Consider the following 20,115-nt stretch of genomic DNA (forward strand, 5'->3'; position numbering starts at 1 on the left):
ATGGAAGAAAAAGATTTAAAAATATTAGCTCAGAATCTTGCGAATCCTGAAGGAGAAACAGGATTAAAAGTAGCTGAAATGATGAATGCCACCAACATCGGAATGACACTGGAAAGCATCAAAACCTTATTAATTGAAGACAGTGAGTGCATCCTCGAAATTGGTCACGGAAATGCAGCTCATGTGAAAAGCCTTCTAAATCTGGCAAACGACTTAAAATACGTTGGCATCGATATTTCCGAAACCATGCATAAAGAAGCCCGGAGATTAAATGAAGAATTTAAAGATCAGGCTGAATTTGTACTGTATGAAGGAACGGTATTGCCTTTTGAAGACAAGACTTTCGATAAAATTTTTACCGTCAACACCGCTTATTTCTGGAAACAGCCTGTAGAATATTTAAACGAAATTTACCGCGTTTTAAAAGATAACGGAACCTTCGTTCTTACCTTCGGACAGCGTGATTTTATGGAAACTCTGCCTTTCACGCAGTATGATTTTAAACTCTACAACTCCGATGAAATGGAAGAAACAGTTTCTAAAAGTCATTTCAAAAGAATGAAAATTTCAGAAAAAGAAGAGCAGGTAAAAAGTAAAGCAGACGGCGAAACCGTTACAAGATTATACACAGTTTTAACAATCAAAAAATAAATAGATGAGCACTTTAGTTAACGAATTAAAAGAAAAATGGGAAGCTCTGAAAGCTGAAAACCCACATTTGAGAATAAGAAATGCCGCAGAACAGTTGGGCGTAAGCGAAGCTGAATTGTTGGCAACCAACGTCGGAGAGGGCGTTACTATTTTAAAACCTGAATTTGCCAACATCTTAACCGAAGTTGAGCAGTTAGGAAAAGTAATGGCTCTAACGAGAAACGACGAATGCGTTCACGAAAGAAAAGGCGTTTACAAAAATGGAGATTTCAGCAGTCCACACGCGCAACTCTTTGTAAATGAAGATATCGATTTGAGAATTTTCCAGAATCACTGGAAATCAGCTTTTGGAGTAGTGGAAGGCGACAGAAAAAGCCTTCAGTTCTTCGGAAAAGACGGTTTGGCATTGCACAAAATCTATTTAACGAAGGACAGCAACGCTGAAGCTTTCGATACGATTGTTGAGAAATTTAAGGCTGAAGATCAAAATATTGCTTTAGAAATGGAAACTGTTGCTCCAAAAGCTGAAGAAAAAGCAGATTCTGAAATTGATGTGGAAGGCTTCCAAAAAGCATGGACGGAGTTAAAGGATACTCACGATTTCTTTATGATGACCAGAAAATTCGGTGTCTCCAGAACTCAGGCTTTGAGACTGGCTCCTGAAGGTTATGCCAAGAAAATCGACAGTTCAAAGGTAGTAAATGTGTTGGAAGAAGCTTCTGACAAAGCACTTCCTATCATGATTTTCGTTGGAAACAGAGGAATCATCCAGATCCACACGGGAGAAGTGAAGAAAACAATGTGGCACCAGCAGTGGTTCAACGTGATGGATCCAGATTTTAATTTACACCTTGACGTAACCAAAATCACCGAAGCTTGGATCGTAAAAAAACCAACTGAAGATGGGGAAGTAACGGCAATTGAAGTATTCAACAAAGAAGGAGATTTCATTGTACAGTTCTTCGGAAAAAGAAAACCTGGAATCCCTGAACTGCAGGAGTGGAAAGACCTGGTAGCAGGTTTGGAAAACTAAATAGATAGTTAGATTAATTGATATAAGGCCGTTTTGTATATTACAGGGCGGCCTTTTTTGATTTTAAATGTTAGTTTAATGGTTACAAAGCATAATTGAAACTATTCCACTCAGTTTGTCATCCCGTAGGGATCTATACAGAATTTTTAGAGAAGAGCATTGTCGGTTTTTAAGAATTACTTCACACAAAGTACGCGAATTTTGTCATCCCGTAGGGATCTAAGCGATTTTTTGGCAAAACAATCTTAAAAGTAAATTAATCCTCACCAAAAAATATTGTCGCATTCCAAAAGTATATTCTCGTATCCCAAAAGTATATTCTTGTATCCCAAAGGAATATTCTTGAATCCCAAAAGAATGTTTTTGCTTCCCAAAAATATATTCTTTCGTCCCAAAGGAATATTCCTGCATACCAAAATAGTATTGTTGTAATGTCAAATAATATTTTCGCAATGGTGAACAATATTCTTTCGATGGCAAAGAGTATTTTTGCATTGGCGGACTATATTTTTGCGGTGGTAAACAATATTCTTTCGATGGCGAAGAATATTTTTGCATTGGCGGACTATTTTCTTGCAATGGCAAACTATATTCTTGTGATGGAAAACTCTATTTTTGCATTGTTATTCAATATTCTTCTCATGGTAAACATCATTCATCCAAATGATTTGTGATATTTGTGAAACCCATTATCAATATTTGTATTTAAATTATTAAAAAAGAAAATATGAAAAATATATTAGCATTCCTTTTATTAATTGTTTTGTGCTCGGCAAATGCGCAAAACTTCAAACCTTACCAATTCTACGACAAAAAAGGAAAAGAAATAAAAACCGAAAAGCTGATCAAAGAATTAGCTGAATACGACGTCGTTTTCTTTGGCGAAAACCATAACAGTTCCATCAATCACTGGCTGCAGCTCAAGATTACCGAAGCATTATTTGAAAAGAAAAATGGGCAGATTACTCTCGGTGCAGAAATGTTTGAAAGAGACAACCAGCCGCAGTTAGATCAGTATTTAGATGGAAAATTTGATGCGAAAACATTAAAAGACTCGGCAAGATTGTGGAACAACTACGCCACAGATTACAAACCTCTGGTTGATTTTGCTAAAGATAAAAAACTGAAGTTCATCGCCACCAATGTTCCCAGAAAGTACGCTTCCCAAACCTCAAAAGAAGGTCTGGAATCTTTAAATAAATTATCGGCAAAAGAAAAAACTTACATTGCTCAGCTTCCAATAAAAGTGACGTTGGAAACTCCAGGCTATCCCGAAATGAAAACCATGATGGGCGACCACGCCGATGAAATGAAAGTGATGAATTTCGTCTCCGCACAGGCCATCAAAGACGCCACTATGGCTGAATCTATCCTGAAAAACCTCCAGTCCGGAAAAACCTTCATCCACTACAACGGAAATTACCACAGCAAAGAATACGGCGGAATATACTGGTACATCAAACAGAAAAATCCCAACCTGAAAATGGCGGTCATCTCCGTCTTCGAATCAGAAGATCCTGAATTAAAAGTTCCTCAGAAAGATTATATCCCCACAGATTTTAATCTCATTATTCCGGAGGATATGACGAAAACTTACTGAAAAAAGAGCCAAGGCAAAAGTAAAAAGAGCCAAGTATATCGCATAAAATTAAGCAAATAAGTTTCTGTGAAAATCTGTGTAATCTGTGAGAAATAAAATAATGCACAAAGTTTGTCATTCAGTAGGGATCCCGGTGTTTTACAATATGAAGGATCCAACACAAAAGTAAAAAGTGCTAAGTGGAAATGTCGCACAGATTCCACAGATTTCACAGATTACATCTGCTCAATTTACAAAATCTGCACGGGAAAAAAACACAAAGTTTGTCATTCCGACGGAACCTAGATATGGATCTGAAGTTTAAAAATTGTTTCAGGATGACAAACTCTGTGTTTAAAAAACATGCCCTATCTTTGCTCAACATTCCAATAAATGAAAAAAATATCTCTGCTTTTCGTTCTGCTCATCAGTTTTATCAACGCCCAGAAATTCACTCCTGATGAACTGAAAATCATCAATCAGGGCGACATCACGACTGCTCTACCTATTTTTCAGACGACGGAAAATCATCAGCATCAAACGTTACTAAGCATTTCATCAGACATCAATCCGCTTGATAAAAACACAGCGGTTTTGGTCAGCAGAATGAAAGCGTCGCTTCAGTCAACCGACGGTGGAGTAGGCATTGCCGCACCTCAGGTGGGTATCAACAGAAAAGTAATCTGGGTGCAGCGTTTCGACAAAGAAGGCGAGCCTTTAGAGTACTTCCTCAATCCGCTCATCACATGGAAATCAGAATTACAGAATCTCGGTCCGGAAGGAGATCTCTCCATCCCCGATTTTTACGGTCAGTTTTACCGAAGCAAAGTTATCCAGCTGGAATATGTTGATTTAAAAGGTCAGAAATATACAGAAATAGTCGAAGGTTTCACAGCCGTCATCTTCCAGCACGAAATCGACCATCTTTTCGGGATTTTAATTTCAGATAAAAATGAGAAGGAAAAGAATGTTGAATATTTAAAAGTGGATGCTTTTAAGAGAAGTGATTCGATAAAAAGATAATTTTTCTAACAAATCATTGCTTAAAATATTCCTTAAGAAGGGTTAACCACGATTTTTTATACTTGTCTTTCAGTCTAAATTTTTCACCTTCAATATAATCGACAGGAAATACAGGACTTTTAATGCCAAATGATCCCGTTCCTCGTTTCTTGTAATAAAATTCGTTTTCATCATCCGAATAACGACCGGCACAATCTAAACTGAAAATTGTTTTGTTTTTATGTACACATTGTACAGAAATATCAATCCAAACAGGAACTTTGTTTTTTCTGCACAGAAGGTTCACAACTTGTTTTTCGTCGATCAACCTTATCTTTTTTCCACTATCTTCCGGATATATATCAAATTGTGTTTGTGCCGGATCATCATAGGAATCATTTAAATTTATAGAATACAAAAAAGTAGTTGGAAGATCATTAATCACATAATTCTTTGCAAAATCGTATGAAGAGATTGAACATTTCCGTAATAATTGTAAAAATACATCTTTTGTCATAATACGGTTTTTCAATGAAATATTGTGGGGTTAATTATGACTCAGACGTTTCCGTCTTACTCCCATACAAACTCGTACGATAATTAATCCCCCAATTCGCCACTTCATCAATAATCGGAGCCAAAGTTTTACCGAATTCCGTAATCTCATATTCTACAGTGACAGGCTTGGTATCCAAAACTTCTCTTGTAATTAGATGGTTCATTTCCAGATCCTGAAGTTCTTTTGAAAGCATTTTTGCCCCAATTCCATCAACTTCGCGGAGCAGATCCATAAATCTCATTTTATTGCTCTGAAGAAGCGTCCCCACAATATGGAATTTCCATTTTCCTGAAAGCAGTTCCACAGTATCTTTTATCGCATTCATACGGTGCTTGCAGATGGCGTTATTGTTTACGGTTGATGTTTTTTTCATATTGTTTTTGTTTAGAGTTCAAAGATACAAATTTTCAGATAGGTAGTTTCCTCAAGGAAACCGGTTTCCAAAATGAAACCCATGGTATTTTAAATTCATCAAAGTTTTAGCTTTGCTGAAGAAAGAAAATTTCTCATGAGATTTTATAGAAATTTGATCATCTGCAGCCTGAGTGTTTTATCACTGTCCTGTAGTGGTCAGAATGACAAAAAAAAGAATAAGAAAATGAGTACACAGACCACCAACCCTTTACTTTGTGATCCTGATACAGGAGTTTGCGGAGTTCCGGGAAGTGAAGAAAACGGTTCAGTAACTGTTGATACAACCGAAAAATCTGTGAAAGTAATCTATTTTACAGATCCTATTTGCTCGTCTTGCTGGGGAATCGAACCTCAGTTGAGAAAAATGAAACTCGAATACGGAAAGGAAATCGAAGTAGAGTACCACATGGGTGGACTTTTGCCAGACTGGAGCTACAACAGTGGAGGCATCAGCAAACCGTCTGATGTTGCTCACCATTGGGATGAGGTAAGCGGTTACTACGACATGCCGATTGATGGCGATGTATGGTTGCAGGATCCATTAGATTCTTCGTATCCACCGTCGATAGCGTTCAAAGCTGCACAGTTGCAGAGTGAAGAAAAAGCGATACTTTTTATGAGAGAACTGAGAGAATTGGTTTTCCTTAAAAAGAAAAATATCGCAAAATGGGAAAACATGGCGCTGGCCGCTGAGAAAGTGGGACTTGACGTCAGCCAGCTGAAATCAGATTTCGAAGGTAAAGCAAAAACTTTATTTGAAAATGATCTGAAAATGGCGAGAGAATTGGGGGTAAGAGGATTCCCTACTATTTTCTTTGTGAATAATAAAGGTGAAAAGCAAATGATTTATGGTTCAAAACCTTATCCATTTTACGAAACAGCGATTCTTACAGTAAATCCAAAGGCTGAAAAGTCAGAATTTGCAAAAGACTGGGAATCTTTATTCAAAAAATACAGTTCACTGACGGCAAAAGAATTCACAGAACTCTCCGGAAACGGCAGAAAAGAAAGTGAAAAAATGCTTAACGAATTAGCCTCTCAGGGTAAACTTGAGAAAACAACCACAAAAAATGGCTCTTTGTGGACTAAAAAATAACCAAACATTTTTATATACTTTTTCTAAAGAACATTCATTTCTAGATCGTTGCAGATTTTCTGCAACGATTTTTTTTTATTTAAAAATTTTACAGACCGACCGTTTTGCCATAAAAAAAGGTTTAATTTGGCGAAAATACCTGGGATCAATGCGGCTTGTTTAGTAATAAAAATTCTTTAAAAATTTTGAATTGGTAATTTTAAAAAATCAGATTTTAATTCTTTTTACGTGGTTAAAAGACTGCGATTTGAAGATTTTAAAACCGCTTTTAATTCTCATCAAAAAATCTTACTTTTGCATATCTATAAAAAGTAAAAGTAAAGAATGAATTCCTACAAAAATCCTTTGGAAGAACGCTATTCAAGCGAAGAGATGTTGTTCAATTTTTCTCACAACAACAAATTCCAGAATTGGAGAAAGCTTTGGATCGCGTTGGCTGAGATTGAAAAAGACTTAGGTCTTGACATCACAGACGAGCAAATTGCAGAGTTGAAAGCCAATGTTGACAATATCGATTATGATAAAGCGGCAGAGTATGAGAAAAAATTCCGTCATGATGTGATGGCTCACGTTCACGCTTACGGTGACGTGGCGCCTTCTGCAAAAGGAATTATTCACCTGGGAGCAACTTCGGCGTTTGTAGGAGACAATACAGATTTAATTCAAATCCGTGACGGACTTTTAATTTTAAAGAAAAAGTTGGTGAACGTGATGAAAAATCTTGCTGATTTTTCAATTCAGTATAAAGATCTTCCTACTTTAGGATTTACCCATTTCCAACCGGCTCAGCTGACGACAGTTGGAAAAAGAGCAACACTTTGGTTACAGAGTTTAGTTTTAGATATCGAAGAACTTGATTTCTTCTTAGAAACGCTACGTTTCAGAGGAGTAAAAGGAACAACCGGAACTGCAGCAAGTTTCCTGGAGCTTTTCAACGGAGATTATTCTAAAGTAAAACATTTAGATAAAGAATTGTCAAAAAGATTTGGTTTCGAAAAAGTTTTCGGAGTTTCGGGTCAGACTTATGACAGAAAAATTGATGCAAAAGTGGTGGCTTTATTAGGAAATATCGCACAGTCTGCACATAAATTCACCAACGATTTACGTTTGCTTCAAAATCTGAAAGAAGTTGAAGAACCATTCGAGAAAAACCAAATCGGTTCATCTGCGATGGCTTACAAACGTAACCCGATGAGAAGCGAAAGAATCGGAGCACTGGCAAAATATGTAATGTCATTGACGACAAGTTCTGCAATGGTGGCTTCAACACAGTGGTTTGAAAGAACACTGGATGATTCTGCAAACAAGAGATTAACGATTCCTCAGGCGTTTTTAGCGGTTGATGCAATCCTTTTGATTTGGAATAACATCATGAACGGAATTGTGGTGTATCCGAACAGAATCAACAAACATATTATGGAAGAACTTCCTTTCATGGCGACGGAATACATCATCATGGAAGAAGTGAAAGCTGGTGGCGACCGTCAGGAGATCCACGAAGTCATCAGAGTTCACTCAATGGAAGCTTCAAAACAAGTGAAAGAAGAAGGTAAAGAAAACGATCTGATCGAAAGAATCTTAAACGATGATTCTCTGAAGCTTGATAAATCAAAATTGAAAGAAGTTCTTGATCCTAAAAACTTTATCGGTTTCGCACCAATTCAGACTGAAGAATTCATCGCCAATGAAGTTCAGCCGATTATTGATGCCAATAAAGACCTTATAGGTTTGGAGGCTGATCTTAAAGTATAATCTGTGCAGCTTCGGCTGCATTTTTTTGTTGAATGGTAATTAAATAAATTGAAAAAAAAGTTTTCATATAAACTATTTGCACTAAGCTACTCAGTGACTTTTGTTATAGTTTTTGGAGAACTGTTGTATGCTTTAGTTTCAGATGAAAATTCAGATATTAAAAATACTTTTTTTGAGAGTTTAGATTTTATAATTGCTCCTGTTGTTTTTTTAATTCCTCTGATTCCATTCAGTAATGAGCTTATTGTTTATATAGTTTCTGTTTTATTAATCACATTTTTATACACTTCAATGGTATATCTAATTTTAGGTTTTTTGAAGGAAGCAAAACAAAATAGTTCATCTATAAATAAGTCTAATAATATTTAAATATCCGACATCTAATGTCTCAAAACAAAAGAATTTTCGTAGAAAAAAGAGGAATTTTCGATGTAGAAAGTCCAAAAATTTTTGATGAAGTAAAAGCGGTGGTTCCGTCGATCCAAAGTGTAAAAGTGTACAATGTGTACGATATTTTTGGATTAAATGACGGTGAATTTGAAAAGGTAGTGAACAGCACTTTCGTGGATCCTGTTACCGATATTTTAATCGAAGAAAATCCTGCAGAAGGAGTATATTTCGCACTAGAATTTTTGCCCGGACAATACGATCAGCGTGCAGATTCTGCGCAGCAGTGTATCGCTTTACTGACTGGAAATGAGAAATCAAAAGTAAGAAGCGGTAAGCTTATGCAGTTTGAAGGCATTTCAGAAGCTGATTTGACAAAAATCAAAGACCTTTTGATTAATAAAGTGGAATCTCAGGAAAAAGATTTGTCAACACTGAATATTCCTGCAGAAGAAACGCCTTCAAAGGTTTTGGTTCACGAAAATTTCATCAGTTTTGATGATGCTCAGCTGGAAAAATTCTTTAATTCTCACGGTTTTGCATTGGAATTGGATGATTTGAAATTCATTCAGGAATACTTCAAAACTGAACAGAGAAATCCCACAGAAACTGAACTGAAAGTTTTAGATACATATTGGAGTGACCACTGCCGTCACACAACGTTTGAAACTGAATTGTCAAACATTGAATTTGAAGGTCAGTTTAAACATACATTGGAAACTATTTTCAATGATTATATCGAAAAAAGAAAATTCTTAGGTCGCGAACTGAAACCAATCTCTTTAATGGATTTGGCGACCGTTTGCGGAAGGTATTTCCATAAAACAGGCAATCTGGAGAACTTGGTGGTTTCTGACGAAATCAACGCCTGTACCATTCAGATCGAAGCTGAATACGACGGTAAAAAAGAACCGTGGTATTTATTATTCAAAAACGAAACGCACAATCACCCAACAGAAATTGAACCTTTTGGCGGTGCTTCAACATGTTTAGGAGGTGCGATCAGAGATCCTTTGTCCGGACGTTCATTCGTTTTTCAGGCAATGAGATTGACAGGTGCTGCTGATGTTTTAGAACCTGTAAGTCATACATTACCAGGAAAATTACCTCAAAAAACAATCACTAAACAGGCGGCAAACGGTTATTCTTCTTACGGTAACCAAATCGGTTTAGCGACTACAATGGTTTCTGAAATCTACGATGAAGGCTACAAAGCAAAAAGAATGGAAGTTGGTTTTGTTACCGGCGCCGTTCCTGTGGATTGGGTAAGACGTGAAAAGCCTGAAGCTGGCGATTCAATCATCATTTTAGGTGGTGCGACTGGTCGTGACGGTGTTGGTGGAGCGAGCGGAAGTTCAAAAGAACAGGACGAAACTTCTATCCACACAATGAGTTCAGAAGTTCAGAAAGGAAACGCCGTTGAAGAACGTAAAATCCAGAGATTATTCAGAAATCCTGAAGTGACGAGACTGATTAAAAAATCAAATGATTTCGGAGCGGGTGGAGTTTCTGTAGCCATCGGTGAAATCGCTGATTCTTTGGAGGTTAATCTGGATGTTTTGCCTTTAAAATATGAAGGTTTGAACGGAACTGAGCTTGCTATTTCTGAATCTCAGGAAAGAATGGCGGTTGTGGTTGAACCAAAAGATAAAGAACAGTTCATCAAGTTCTGTGAGGCTGAAAACATTGTGGCTGTAGAAGTTGCAAAGGTGACAGATTCAGGAAGAATGCAGATGTTTTGGAAAGGTGATAAAATTGTTGATCTTTCAAGAGAATTTCTCGATACGAACGGATGTTCTAAAAGTCAGGAAGTTAAGATCACGCATCTTAATGAATTAAAAGAAGAAACTGAGGTTTTCAACGAAGAGAATTTCTTGAAAATTCTTGCAGATAAAAACGTTGCTTCTCAAAAAGGTTTATTGGAGATGTTTGATTCATCAATTGGTGCAACTACAGTTGCGATGCCTTTAGGTGGGAAATATCAGCAGACTTTAATGGAAGGAAGCGCTCAGACGCTGCCGATTTTGGGCGCAAAAGATATTGAAACCGTTTCCTTTGCAAGTTGGGGATTTGATGCTGAAATTTCAAAGCAAAACTCTTTATTGGGAGCTTCTTATGCTGTGGTTGAAAGCGTTGCGAAAATCGTTGCAATGGGTGGCGATTACAAAAATATAAGATTAAGTTTCCAGGAATATTTTGAGAAATTAGGTCAGAATCCTGAAAAATGGGGCAAGCCCTTGGCTTCACTTTTGGGAGCTTACGATGCGCAAATTAACCTTGGTTTGGCTGCTATTGGAGGTAAGGATTCAATGAGTGGAACGTATCAGGATTTGAATGTTCCGCCAACGTTGATTTCATTCGCTTGTGCTAACGGTGAGAAGAAGAATGTGATATCTCCGGAATTTAAACAGGCAGGAAATAAACTGTATTTTTTCAACCATATTCCACAGGAAAATGGACTTCCAAACTATGAAAATCTGAAGACAGTTTTTGAATTGATTTTCGAAAATATTAAGGCTGGAAAAATCGTTTCTGTGAAGACCATCAAAGAAGGTGGCATTGCCGTTGCATTAGCCAAAATGAGTTTTGGTAACAGATTGGGAGCTGAAATTAACATTGCTGATGAGAACGTTTTATTAGCTAAAAATATCGGAAGTCTGATCATTGAATCAACTGAAGAATTAAGTTCTGTTGATCTTCAATTAATTGGTGAAGTTGAAAATTCAATTATTCTAAAAATCAGTGGATTGAATTTTGAAATCGAAAAATTACTTGAAGCGAATACAAATACCTTTGAGAAACTTTTCTCAACAGTTGAAAAAGAAAAAATAACAGTTGAATTAGATTCAAATCTGAACTCAATTAAACCAAGAAATATCGTAATTAAAAAACACGGAATTGCTCAGCCGAGAGTTTTCGCACCGGTTTTCCCGGGAACAAATTGCGAATACGATACGCTGAATGCATTCCAAAAAGAAGGGGCGATTGTAAGCAGTTTACCATTGATAAATATCAATCATCAGTTGCTTGACGAAAGCATCGATGCATGGGTGGAAGAAATTAAACAGTCGCAGATTTTAGCATTCTCTGGAGGTTTCTCTGCGGGTGACGAACCGGATGGTTCTGCTAAATTCATCGTGAATGTTCTGAAGAACGAAAAGATGAAAAACGCCGTTCACGAATTGCTCGACAGAGACGGAATGATCATTGGAATCTGTAACGGTTTCCAGGCCTTGGTGAAGTCAGGATTATTGCCTTACGGTAGAATTAAGGATCTGGATGAAAATTCTCCAACGTTGGCTCACAATGCTATCAGAAGACACATTTCTCAAATGGTGAATGTGAAAGTTCTGAATGACGAATCGCCTTGGTTAAAAGGAATGAAAGATCAGGTGTTCACCATCCCAATTTCTCACGGTGAAGGTCGTTTTATGGCTTCAGAAGCTGAAATTCAGAAGTTGTATGAGAACGGGCAGATTGCGACTCAGTACTTAGATTTAGATGGAAATATCGCTCACGGAATGCCTTTCAATCCTAATAACTCATTATTCGGAATTGAAGGAATCACAAGTCCGTGTGGAAAAATCTACGGAAGAATGGGGCACCCTGAACGTTTTGCAGAAGGTTTGATGAAAAATATTCCGACTGCGAATTACCATAATATCTTCAAAAACGGAGTGGAGTACTTTAAGTAAGCGGATGGCTTTTGGCAATTTGCTTTTGGCTTAAAAATACTGAGTTTAAAATACGACTTTCAACCTAACGGGTTTTCAAAACCCCGTTAGGTTTAGAGAAAACTGTCTGTTGAAATATTTATATCAAATTGGATAATTCAAATAATAATAAAAGAGAATCGGCTGTCATCAATGGCAGCCGTTTTTCTGATTTATCAGGATTCTACGAAGAAGTTTCTCAGGTTTTGATGAAAGATGAAGATTGGAAAGTCGGTACGCTCGATGGATTTGATGACATTTTGTATGGATTTACAGGTGAAATGATCTGGAAAGATTCTCAAAAATCAAAGGAAGATTTAGGATTAGAAGCAACAATGAAATTCTACGAAATTAAAATCAGCCAAGGAAAACCATTCAATATCAATTTGGCCCGGCAAAAACTGGATGATTTGATTTCCGGCAACGGACAGACATTGTACGATATTTTAATTGAAATTATTGAATCGCATAAAAATATAACCTTAGTTTTAGATTAAAATGAAGAAGAAAATGATGTACGGATTATTTTTTGGCGACAGCATAACTTATGGCGAATACGATGGCGTTTTCGGTGGCTGGGTCGATATTCTCAAACGGTACGCTTTGCAGAAGTACAATGAAGGAGGGAATGAATTAATTCTTTTCAATCTTGGTATCGGCGGTGAAACTTCACAAGGTTTGGTTAAAAGAATTCAAAACGAAATGACTGCCAGAAATGCTGAAGATGGAAATATTGTATTCATCGGTTACGGCGCCAATGACTTGGCTGTGAAAGATCAAAAGCAGATGATAAATCCTGAACAATTTAAAGCGAATATTGAAAAGGCAATTCAACAGGCACAGGATTTTTCAAACGAGATTTATCTGGTGAGTATTCTTCCCATTTCAGAAAAAGTAGCGGGTAAAATTTCCGCAACCGGAAAAGTAAGAAGGAATGAAGAAGTTTTGGTTTACAATCAAATTCTGAAAGGTATTGCCATTGAAAATTCTTTAATTTATATTGATTTTCATTCGGCATTTTTAGAAGATAAAGAAGTTTTACTTTCACAAGACGGTGTACATCCCAACGAAAAAGGATATGGAATGATGGCTGAAATTGCAATTCCAATTATTGAAAAATATTTATAAATGCCTAACTTATTTTCATACGGAACTTTGCAGAAAGAGCAGGTTCAGCTCGAAACATTTGGAAGAATTTTAAGAGGTGAAAAAGATATTGTTGTTGGATATCAACTGAAAATGCTTGAAATAAAAGATCCCGAAGTTCTACGGAAAAGCAATCAGAAATACCATCCGATTTTGGAATTTTCAGGAAACAGTGCAGATGAAGTGGAAGGTGTCCTTTTTCAAGTGAGTGATGAGGAAATTCTTCACGCTGATGAATATGAAGTGGACGACTACAAAAGAATTGAAACTGTTTTTAAATCCGAAAAGAAAGGATTTATCTACGTAGGAAAATAGACTTGAAGGTCCATTAGAGAATTACAGCAAAAAAATCTGTGAAATCTGTGGGAACATAAATTAACAAAAAATATATTTCCAGTATACAAAAACACCCACGATGACAGAAGCTGCCGCAATCATAGTCACAGCTCCAGCGGAAATATCTTTAATGAAACCGATTCTTTTATCAAATTCAGGATGAATAATATCGCAAATCTTTTCGATGGCTGTATTGAAAGTTTCAGCGGCTAAAACTCCGATAGAAACTGTTAAGACCAAAACAGTGTCAAGCACAGAAAGTTTCAGATAAAAAATCAAAAAAATATTAATCAGCAGAGCCACCACTTCAATCTGAAAATTTCTTTCAGACTTAAGCATCATCCAAATTCCACGAAAGGAGTTGATAAAGCTTTTGTGAATAGGAGGTTTTTTCATTTTTAAAATTGATGTTTGGCAAAGATAGTTGATTAAATAATTCAGGAAAAAAATAATTCTTTTGATGGTTGTTAATAACTCTCAGTATTATTCTTTTCTATCTGTGTTCTATTTGTTATATTTGTAAAAACTTATTTTTAAATCTATGAAATCGCTTTTGTTTTCTAAAATAAACTTTTGTTTTAGTTTTGCGATTACATGTGACCAATTAAAAACAATAATAATCTACATATGAAATTTATTATTTCAAGTGGTGAACTGCAGAAAGCATTGCAAACTGTAAGTGGCGTAATATCAAGCTCTCAGTCGAGACCGATTTTAGAAAACTATCTTTTTGAGTTAAACGAAAATAACCTTACCATAACCGCCTCTGACGGCGAAACAACTTTGGTAACTTCACTGGATGTAAAGTCTGATGATGCCGGTAAATTTGCGGTTCCTGCCAAAATTTTTCAGGATTTTATAAAAACCTATGGCGAACAGCCGCTGACGCTTGTCGTAAAAGACAACGCTGAAGGTACCGGAAGCCAACTTGAGATTTTAGATGAGAAAGATAATTTTGCGGTGGCATTAGACAATGCAGACGATTATCCTGAACTTCCGGAATTTGAATCTGCGCAAAGCGTGACCATGCCTGCGGGAGTTTTATCTGAAGCTTTAACCAACACACTTTTCGCTACAAGTAACGATTCTCTACGTCCGGTAATGACAGGAGTTCTATTCCAGTTTGGCGAAAACGAAACAAATTTTGTTTCTACCGATTCCCACAGATTGGTAGTGTACAAAAGAACAGATTTGATAAATGCCGAGCCAATGGAATTCATTATGCCTAAAAAACCTCTGAATATTTTCAAAAATATTTTAGCAAGCTCAAACGAAGATCTTACCATCGACTTCAATGAGAATATGGCTAAATTTACTTTCGGAAAACACATCTGGATCTGTAGATTAATCGACGGAAAATATCCAAATTATACTGCTGTAATTCCTAAAGAGAACCCGAATGTATTGACGATTAACAGAAATTTACTGTTGGGAGCGATCAGAAGGGCTTCTATCATGTCAAATAAATCGACAAATCAGGTGAGATTTAAACTCTCTGCCAACATTCTTCACCTTCACGCAGAAGATACAGAATATGCAAACAAAGCCGATATGCAGATACCTTGTGATTACAATGGTGAAGATATCAACATTGGTTTCAGCTCTAAATTTTTAACTGAAATGTTAGGTATTTTGGCAGCAGACGATATCACCATGAAAATGTCGCAACCAAACAGACCCGGAATCATTGAGCCGTTGGATGGTCTGGAAGAAAACGAAAATATTTTAATGTTATCAATGCCGGTAATCGGGTTGTAAGATTAAATTTAATAATACTGAAAGAGGTTTTGATAATTTTCAAAGCCTCTTTTTTGTTTTCTGCAAATTAATTTTCGGGATAAAATGCTTTCGTTTGTCTATACAATTGGCAAGTTCGTCTATTAAATTTGAGATTAAGCTTTAATTGATTTTACTTTGTCTTATAAAACAGGATAAAAGTGATTGATGTAAATATTAACTCAAGGTTTAAAATCACAATATTGATTTGAAAAAAATGTTTCTGATCAGAAAAGATCATTTGGAATAATTGAATTTAATCTTTTTAAATTTAAACTGTTTAAAAAAATAAAAAATTGGAGAATAGTCATCATCATTGGTCACGACGTAAATTTATCGCTGCAATGGGCGGTGCGGGTGCGTTTGTTTTTATAAATCCTTTCTCGTCATGGACTGATTTCAGTGCAAAAGACGATAAGATTGCAAGAATTGTTTCAAAAACTTTCGGTATTGATACACATAATCATGTCGATGTTCCGTTGAATCTCAGCGAACTGCCCGGACCGAAGTTGGATTTGAGAGGTGAAATTAAAAAATCGGGACTCTCTGGAATCGTGATGACTTTTGCAGTAGACTATCAAATACTCACTGAAGAAGGCCAAGCTTATGACAGGTTTTTAAATGGTTTGACTGCGATGGATCAGGTACTTGAAGATAATTCAATGAAAAGAGCTCTCAATCTTGCAGATCTTGAGACGGCGAAGAAAGCAAAAACACCCATCGTAATTCAGTCTGTAGAAGGCGGACATTTTTTAGAAGGAAAAATTGAACGGTTGGAAGTTGCTTACAGTCGCGGTTTAAGACATTTTGGATTGCTTCATGACAACGATGCATCGGTGCCGTTGGGCGACGTATTTACAAATCCTCCACAATGGGGTGGACTGACAGCTTTTGGTGCAGAAGTGATCAGAGAATGTGAACGGCTTGGGATTTTAATTGACCTTTCGCATTGCGATAACAATACCATCAATGCCGCACTCAAAATAGCAAAAAAACCTGTTCTCGTTTCCCATTCCGGCCTCAATACAAGACTTGGAAATAATGAAATGATGTCTAAAATGATGCTTCCGAGACTCATTAGTAAAGAACAGGCAAAAATAGTTGCCGGAAACGGCGGCGTCATTGGAGTATGGACTCACCTTGCTGAGAAACCTTCCGACTTTGCAGAGAATATCAAAGGAATGGTTGATGTGGTCGGAATCGATCATGTCGCGATAGGCACCGATACCAAAATGACACCTGCTTATCATTCACCAAATGATAAATGGGGACAGTCTCAAAATAAACCTAAACAGGATAAAAATACAGATAAAGGTCATCAGTCTGAACAGAATTCTGGTAAGCAGGAACAGAAACACATTCAAAAAACGACCAATACAAATTGGGATGACCAGAAACGTGGTTTTTATTACAGCGTTGTTGAATCTTTATTACACGCTGGTTTCAGTGAAAACGAAATCGGAAAAATTGGTGGAAGAAATTATTGCAGAATTTTTGGTGAAGCAACTAATCATAAAAATTAAATGGTGCTGAGCCATATTACATAAAGAGCAAATAATAAACTGAACTTTTTTGCAAAACCGAAATGCTGAGGAAATGAAAAGGCAATGAAGCAGCAAATGAGAACCGAAAATGAAGAGTAGAGAAGAGGTCGGTTTTGCAAAAAGTTTTTTTTAAAAATAATCATCTGAACAGTTCAGTTTCAGAAATAAAAAGAGAATTGAAAAAGAATGATGCTTGAAAAAATCTTAAATTCACTTCTGGAAAACTTTCACCGGTCCGGTATTTTTAAAGGATTGGACAGATTTAAGTTTTAAAAAAAGATGAAGAGACAGATCTTACTTATCTGATTCTTTAATATCCGTTTACAATAAAAATGATAAACTTAAAAAACAGAAACCTTGAAATCAGCTTACATCTTTTGATATGGCTGGTTTTGTTCTTTTTGCCTACGGCATTTACGATTGGTTCAGAAACTGACTGGAATGGGATTTTCAGACATTTTTGGCTGCAACTGATCTTTCTTGCAGTGATTTTCTACGTCAATTATTTTGTTCTGGTCAAAAGGTTTTTTGATAACAGAAAATTATGGTTTTTTATATTTAATTTTTTGTTGCTGATCATTCTCGTGATTTTAAAAAGTCAGATTTTTGAATGGCTGGAACCACAGAGATTAAAAATGCCTCGAAGACGCCCGCCCGATGGGATTCGTTATTTTTTTGATTTCCTGATTTACCTTATTCCGGTTGCCTTTTCAATTGCCATCAACGCAAGCAAAAGGATGCAGAAAGCGGAAGAAATGAAAATTGAAGCAGACAATATTAAACTGCAGTCTGAACTCAAACATCTGAAATATCAGTTGCAGCCCCATTTTTTCTTTAATTCTCTCAATAATATCTACGCACTGATCGATTTTGATTCTGAGAAAGCAAAACAAAGCGTTCACAGCTTAAGCAAACTGATGCGTCATCTTTTATATAAAACCGATGTCGACAAAATCAGCCTTTCAGAAGAGATCGACTTTCTGAATAAATATATTGATTTAATGTCTGTGAGATTGAATGACAAAACCAAAGTGTACACCAATTTTCCAACGAAGATTCCGAATTTGGAAGTTGCGCCTCTGCTTTTTATCTCAATCGTTGAGAATGCCTTCAAACACGGTGTTTCTGCTACACAGCATTCAGATATCAGTTTTAAAATGGAGATTTTCGATAATGAAATTCAGTTCACAGCCTCCAATTCCAATTTTCCAAAAACGGACACTGACAAAAGCGGTTCGGGAATTGGTGTAGAAAATCTGCAAAAAAGACTGAACCTGCTTTACCCAGAAAAACACGAGTTTCATTCCTGTCTGAACGACGGAATGTATATTGCGGAAGTGAAATTGAAAACGAAGTAAATCCTTAATTTTAAAATTCTTATCTTTGAGTTAGTTGAAATAATGCATAAATCTTCAAAACTTCATCCAGATTTTTCCAAAATCCCAAGATTTCTTTTTTGGGATACAGATTTTGATGGGATTGATTGGGAAAAAAAATATGTTGCAGTTATTAAACGAGTCTTCGAGAGAGGAAGTGATGAAGCAAAATCGGAAATTGAGCAATTTTACGGTAAGGAATTAGTTACGATGGTTCTGAATTCTAAATCAACAAAACCAATGCATCTTCACATCAATAAATAATGTTGTATTATTCTACCATCTCTACGGAATTAAGATCCGCGCTTGAAATTGTTATGGATGCTGATATTCTGAAGCCATTTCGCCTGGTTGGTGGAACTTCTCTTTCTTTGCAGCTCGGACATCGTATTTCCATTGATATAGATCTTTTTACAGAAGCAACTTATGGAAGTCTCAATTTCGAGCACATAGAAACTTATTTAAAGTCAGAATTTCCGCACATCAGTTTTTCTTCAGACATTACTTCATTTGGTAAGTCATATTTTGTTGGAAAAGATCCGGAAAATGCAGTTAAACTTGATATTTTTTATTCTGACCCTTTTATTGAAGATGAGCTTTTAGTTAATAAAATTCGTTTGGCAGGTCTTAAAGATATTTCAGCGATGAAAATTGAGGTAGTACAAAATGGTGGAAGGAAGAAAGACTTTTGGGATCTGCACGAACTCCTGAATCATTTTTCAATTGATCAGATGTTGGAATTTCATAAAAACAGATATCCGTACAACCACGACTACGATTTGATTATTAAAAATTTTACAAATTTTGAAATAGCTGATGAAGATTTTGATGTGTTGTGTCTAAAAGGTAAGCATTGGGAAATTATCAAAACGGACTTTGAGAATATTGTAAAAAATTTCACAGACACGCAATGAAAAAAATATCCTGCCTAATCGCCGACGACGAACCCATGGCCCTCAGTCTGATAGAAACTTATGTCCTAAAAACCCCTTTTCTGGAACTGAAAGCCAGGTGTAACAATGCAATCGAAGCGATGCAGATTCTGGAAGAAGATAAAAATATCGACCTTTTCTTCTTAGATATTCAGATGCCGGATCTTTCAGGGCTGGAATTTTCAAAATTGGTTCCACAAAGCAGCAGGGTAATTTTTACAACTGCTTTTGATCAGTATGCAATTGATGGCTATAAAGTCAACGCACTTGATTACCTGCTGAAGCCATTTGATTACAATGAATTCCTGAACGCAGCCACAAAAGCCAGAAATTATTTTGAATCTCAGCAGCCGGTTTCGGTGTTAAAGCCAGAGAAAAAGCAGGAGTTTTTCTTCGTGAAATCAGAATACAGACAGATTAAAATCAGTTTTTCTGAAATTTTATACATTGAAGGTTTAAAGGATTACGTTAAAATTTATCTGAAAGACAATCCAAAACCGGTTTTAACTTTAATGAGTTTAAAAAAATTAGAGGAAGAATTACCTTCTGAAAATTTCATGAGAATTCACCGTTCCTACATAATTGCTCTGGATAAAATTGAAGCTATTGAAAGAAATCACATCATCATCGGCAAAGAGCAGATTGCAATTGCACCCAACTATAAAGATGCTTTGATGGAGTACATCGGCGGAAAAAGTTTGTAAAATTTCAACTTTCAATTTCTGAAATTTTTCATCATCATAAAAATTGATAAATCTGACATCGTGCATGTTCGGAAATTTCTTTGTTTCTCAAAAAAACACGATATTTGCTAACTTA

21 protein-coding genes are annotated in these 20,115 nt (G+C 36.3%); 18 read left to right on the top strand and 3 right to left on the bottom strand.

The window, feature by feature from the left end; translation table 11 throughout:
- The 5 genes from IC610_RS00795 to IC610_RS00815 all read left to right on the top strand — a co-directional run bounded on the left by IC610_RS00795 (position 1) and on the right by IC610_RS00815 (position 4,286).
- A complete protein-coding gene (locus IC610_RS00795; RefSeq protein ID WP_191734781.1) occupies positions 1-651 on the top strand; it encodes a class I SAM-dependent methyltransferase in 651 nt (216 codons plus the stop codon).
- A 4-nt stretch (positions 652-655) separates the two neighbouring features.
- Positions 656-1,684 carry a hemin-degrading factor gene (locus IC610_RS00800; protein WP_191734782.1) on the top strand — a complete coding sequence of 343 codons (1,029 nt, stop codon included), beginning with the start codon at positions 656-658 and terminating at the stop codon, positions 1,682-1,684.
- A gap of 431 nt (positions 1,685-2,115) precedes the next feature.
- Positions 2,116-2,358: a hypothetical protein gene (locus IC610_RS00805; RefSeq protein ID WP_191734783.1), complete on the top strand. Its 243-nt coding sequence runs from the start codon at positions 2,116-2,118 to the stop codon at positions 2,356-2,358.
- Between the two features lie 53 nt (positions 2,359-2,411).
- Positions 2,412-3,284, top strand: a complete 873-nt coding sequence (locus IC610_RS00810) for a ChaN family lipoprotein (RefSeq protein ID WP_191734784.1) — start codon at positions 2,412-2,414, stop codon at positions 3,282-3,284.
- Between the two features lie 372 nt (positions 3,285-3,656).
- Complete coding sequence (locus IC610_RS00815) at positions 3,657-4,286, top strand: peptide deformylase (protein ID WP_191734785.1); 630 nt, start codon at positions 3,657-3,659, stop codon at positions 4,284-4,286.
- 13 nt (positions 4,287-4,299) lie between these two features.
- On the opposite strand, the gene IC610_RS00820 is transcribed toward IC610_RS00815, so the two are convergent.
- Both IC610_RS00820 and IC610_RS00825 read right to left on the bottom strand, forming a co-directional pair.
- On the bottom strand, positions 4,300-4,782 hold the full coding sequence (locus tag IC610_RS00820) for a hypothetical protein (RefSeq protein WP_191734786.1): 483 nt from the start codon (positions 4,780-4,782) through the stop codon (positions 4,300-4,302).
- 34 nt (positions 4,783-4,816) lie between these two features.
- Entirely contained in the window at positions 4,817-5,197 is a 381-nt protein-coding gene (locus tag IC610_RS00825; RefSeq protein WP_191734787.1) for a winged helix-turn-helix transcriptional regulator, read from the bottom strand.
- A 225-nt stretch (positions 5,198-5,422) separates the two neighbouring features.
- Between IC610_RS00825 and IC610_RS00830 the strand changes: the two genes are divergently transcribed.
- From IC610_RS00830 to IC610_RS00860, 7 genes are all read left to right on the top strand, one after another.
- On the top strand, positions 5,423-6,334 hold the full coding sequence (locus IC610_RS00830) for a ClpXP adapter SpxH family protein (RefSeq protein ID WP_191734788.1): 912 nt from the start codon (positions 5,423-5,425) through the stop codon (positions 6,332-6,334).
- Between the two features lie 324 nt (positions 6,335-6,658).
- Positions 6,659-8,086 (top strand): adenylosuccinate lyase, encoded by a 1,428-nt coding sequence (gene purB, locus IC610_RS00835; protein WP_191734789.1) that lies wholly within the window; start codon positions 6,659-6,661, stop codon positions 8,084-8,086.
- A 48-nt stretch (positions 8,087-8,134) separates the two neighbouring features.
- Positions 8,135-8,455 carry a hypothetical protein gene (locus tag IC610_RS00840; RefSeq protein ID WP_191734790.1) on the top strand — a complete coding sequence of 107 codons (321 nt, stop codon included), beginning with the start codon at positions 8,135-8,137 and terminating at the stop codon, positions 8,453-8,455.
- Positions 8,456-8,469: 14 nt separating this feature from the next.
- On the top strand, positions 8,470-12,168 hold the full coding sequence (locus tag IC610_RS00845; RefSeq protein WP_191734791.1) for a phosphoribosylformylglycinamidine synthase: 3,699 nt from the start codon (positions 8,470-8,472) through the stop codon (positions 12,166-12,168).
- Between the two features lie 128 nt (positions 12,169-12,296).
- Complete coding sequence (locus IC610_RS00850) at positions 12,297-12,683, top strand: ribonuclease inhibitor (RefSeq protein ID WP_194698877.1); 387 nt, start codon at positions 12,297-12,299, stop codon at positions 12,681-12,683.
- Position 12,684: 1 nt separating this feature from the next.
- A complete protein-coding gene (locus tag IC610_RS00855) occupies positions 12,685-13,314 on the top strand; it encodes an SGNH/GDSL hydrolase family protein (RefSeq protein ID WP_228462832.1) in 630 nt (209 codons plus the stop codon).
- Positions 13,315-13,647 carry a gamma-glutamylcyclotransferase family protein gene (locus tag IC610_RS00860; RefSeq protein ID WP_191734792.1) on the top strand — a complete coding sequence of 111 codons (333 nt, stop codon included), beginning with the start codon at positions 13,315-13,317 and terminating at the stop codon, positions 13,645-13,647.
- 60 nt (positions 13,648-13,707) lie between these two features.
- On the opposite strand, the gene IC610_RS00865 is transcribed toward IC610_RS00860, so the two are convergent.
- Complete coding sequence (locus IC610_RS00865) at positions 13,708-14,064, bottom strand: diacylglycerol kinase (protein ID WP_191734793.1); 357 nt, start codon at positions 14,062-14,064, stop codon at positions 13,708-13,710.
- A gap of 231 nt (positions 14,065-14,295) precedes the next feature.
- On the opposite strand from IC610_RS00865, the gene dnaN reads away from it, so the two are divergent.
- The 6 genes from dnaN (at position 14,296) to IC610_RS00895 (ending at position 20,000) form a co-directional block, all read left to right on the top strand.
- The gene (gene dnaN, locus IC610_RS00870) at positions 14,296-15,426 is read left to right on the top strand and encodes a DNA polymerase III subunit beta (protein ID WP_191734794.1); all 1,131 of its coding nucleotides are present in this window, start codon (positions 14,296-14,298) and stop codon (positions 15,424-15,426) included.
- Positions 15,427-15,740: 314 nt separating this feature from the next.
- Positions 15,741-16,967 carry a dipeptidase gene (locus IC610_RS00875; protein WP_228462833.1) on the top strand — a complete coding sequence of 409 codons (1,227 nt, stop codon included), beginning with the start codon at positions 15,741-15,743 and terminating at the stop codon, positions 16,965-16,967.
- Positions 16,968-17,320: 353 nt separating this feature from the next.
- Positions 17,321-18,346 (top strand): sensor histidine kinase, encoded by a 1,026-nt coding sequence (locus IC610_RS00880; protein WP_228462834.1) that lies wholly within the window; start codon positions 17,321-17,323, stop codon positions 18,344-18,346.
- A gap of 42 nt (positions 18,347-18,388) precedes the next feature.
- Positions 18,389-18,628: a DUF6922 domain-containing protein gene (locus IC610_RS00885; protein WP_191734795.1), complete on the top strand. Its 240-nt coding sequence runs from the start codon at positions 18,389-18,391 to the stop codon at positions 18,626-18,628.
- Positions 18,628-19,278 carry a nucleotidyl transferase AbiEii/AbiGii toxin family protein gene (locus IC610_RS00890; protein WP_191734796.1) on the top strand — a complete coding sequence of 217 codons (651 nt, stop codon included), beginning with the start codon at positions 18,628-18,630 and terminating at the stop codon, positions 19,276-19,278. The genes IC610_RS00885 and IC610_RS00890 overlap by 1 nt, the downstream gene beginning before the upstream one ends.
- The gene (locus IC610_RS00895) at positions 19,275-20,000 is read left to right on the top strand and encodes a LytR/AlgR family response regulator transcription factor (protein ID WP_191734797.1); all 726 of its coding nucleotides are present in this window, start codon (positions 19,275-19,277) and stop codon (positions 19,998-20,000) included. The genes IC610_RS00890 and IC610_RS00895 overlap by 4 nt, the downstream gene beginning before the upstream one ends.
- Positions 20,001-20,115: the final 115 nt, after the last annotated feature.

It is taken from the genome of Chryseobacterium caseinilyticum, assembly GCF_014837145.1.
In the GTDB taxonomy this organism is placed as follows: Bacteria; Bacteroidota; Bacteroidia; order Flavobacteriales; family Weeksellaceae; genus Chryseobacterium; species Chryseobacterium caseinilyticum.

What these genes read in the sequence shown, in the direction of transcription:
- IC610_RS00795 (WP_191734781.1), top strand. Translation starts at nt 1, where the DNA reads ATGGAAGAAAAAGATTTAAAAATATTAGCTCAGAATCTTGCGAATCCT.
- IC610_RS00800 (WP_191734782.1), top strand. Translation starts at nt 656, where the DNA reads ATGAGCACTTTAGTTAACGAATTAAAAGAAAAATGGGAAGCTCTGAAA.
- IC610_RS00805 (WP_191734783.1), top strand. Translation starts at nt 2,116, where the DNA reads ATGTCAAATAATATTTTCGCAATGGTGAACAATATTCTTTCGATGGCA.
- IC610_RS00810 (WP_191734784.1), top strand. Translation starts at nt 2,412, where the DNA reads ATGAAAAATATATTAGCATTCCTTTTATTAATTGTTTTGTGCTCGGCA.
- IC610_RS00815 (WP_191734785.1), top strand. Translation starts at nt 3,657, where the DNA reads ATGAAAAAAATATCTCTGCTTTTCGTTCTGCTCATCAGTTTTATCAAC.
- IC610_RS00820 (WP_191734786.1), bottom strand. Translation starts at nt 4,782, where the DNA reads ATGACAAAAGATGTATTTTTACAATTATTACGGAAATGTTCAATCTCT.
- IC610_RS00825 (WP_191734787.1), bottom strand. Translation starts at nt 5,197, where the DNA reads ATGAAAAAAACATCAACCGTAAACAATAACGCCATCTGCAAGCACCGT.
- IC610_RS00830 (WP_191734788.1), top strand. Translation starts at nt 5,423, where the DNA reads ATGAGTACACAGACCACCAACCCTTTACTTTGTGATCCTGATACAGGA.
- purB (WP_191734789.1), top strand. Translation starts at nt 6,659, where the DNA reads ATGAATTCCTACAAAAATCCTTTGGAAGAACGCTATTCAAGCGAAGAG.
- IC610_RS00845 (WP_191734791.1), top strand. Translation starts at nt 8,470, where the DNA reads ATGTCTCAAAACAAAAGAATTTTCGTAGAAAAAAGAGGAATTTTCGAT.
- IC610_RS00855 (WP_228462832.1), top strand. Translation starts at nt 12,685, where the DNA reads ATGAAGAAGAAAATGATGTACGGATTATTTTTTGGCGACAGCATAACT.
- IC610_RS00860 (WP_191734792.1), top strand. Translation starts at nt 13,315, where the DNA reads ATGCCTAACTTATTTTCATACGGAACTTTGCAGAAAGAGCAGGTTCAG.
- IC610_RS00865 (WP_191734793.1), bottom strand. Translation starts at nt 14,064, where the DNA reads ATGAAAAAACCTCCTATTCACAAAAGCTTTATCAACTCCTTTCGTGGA.
- dnaN (WP_191734794.1), top strand. Translation starts at nt 14,296, where the DNA reads ATGAAATTTATTATTTCAAGTGGTGAACTGCAGAAAGCATTGCAAACT.
- IC610_RS00880 (WP_228462834.1), top strand. Translation starts at nt 17,321, where the DNA reads ATGATAAACTTAAAAAACAGAAACCTTGAAATCAGCTTACATCTTTTG.
- IC610_RS00885 (WP_191734795.1), top strand. Translation starts at nt 18,389, where the DNA reads ATGCATAAATCTTCAAAACTTCATCCAGATTTTTCCAAAATCCCAAGA.
- IC610_RS00890 (WP_191734796.1), top strand. Translation starts at nt 18,628, where the DNA reads ATGTTGTATTATTCTACCATCTCTACGGAATTAAGATCCGCGCTTGAA.
- IC610_RS00895 (WP_191734797.1), top strand. Translation starts at nt 19,275, where the DNA reads ATGAAAAAAATATCCTGCCTAATCGCCGACGACGAACCCATGGCCCTC.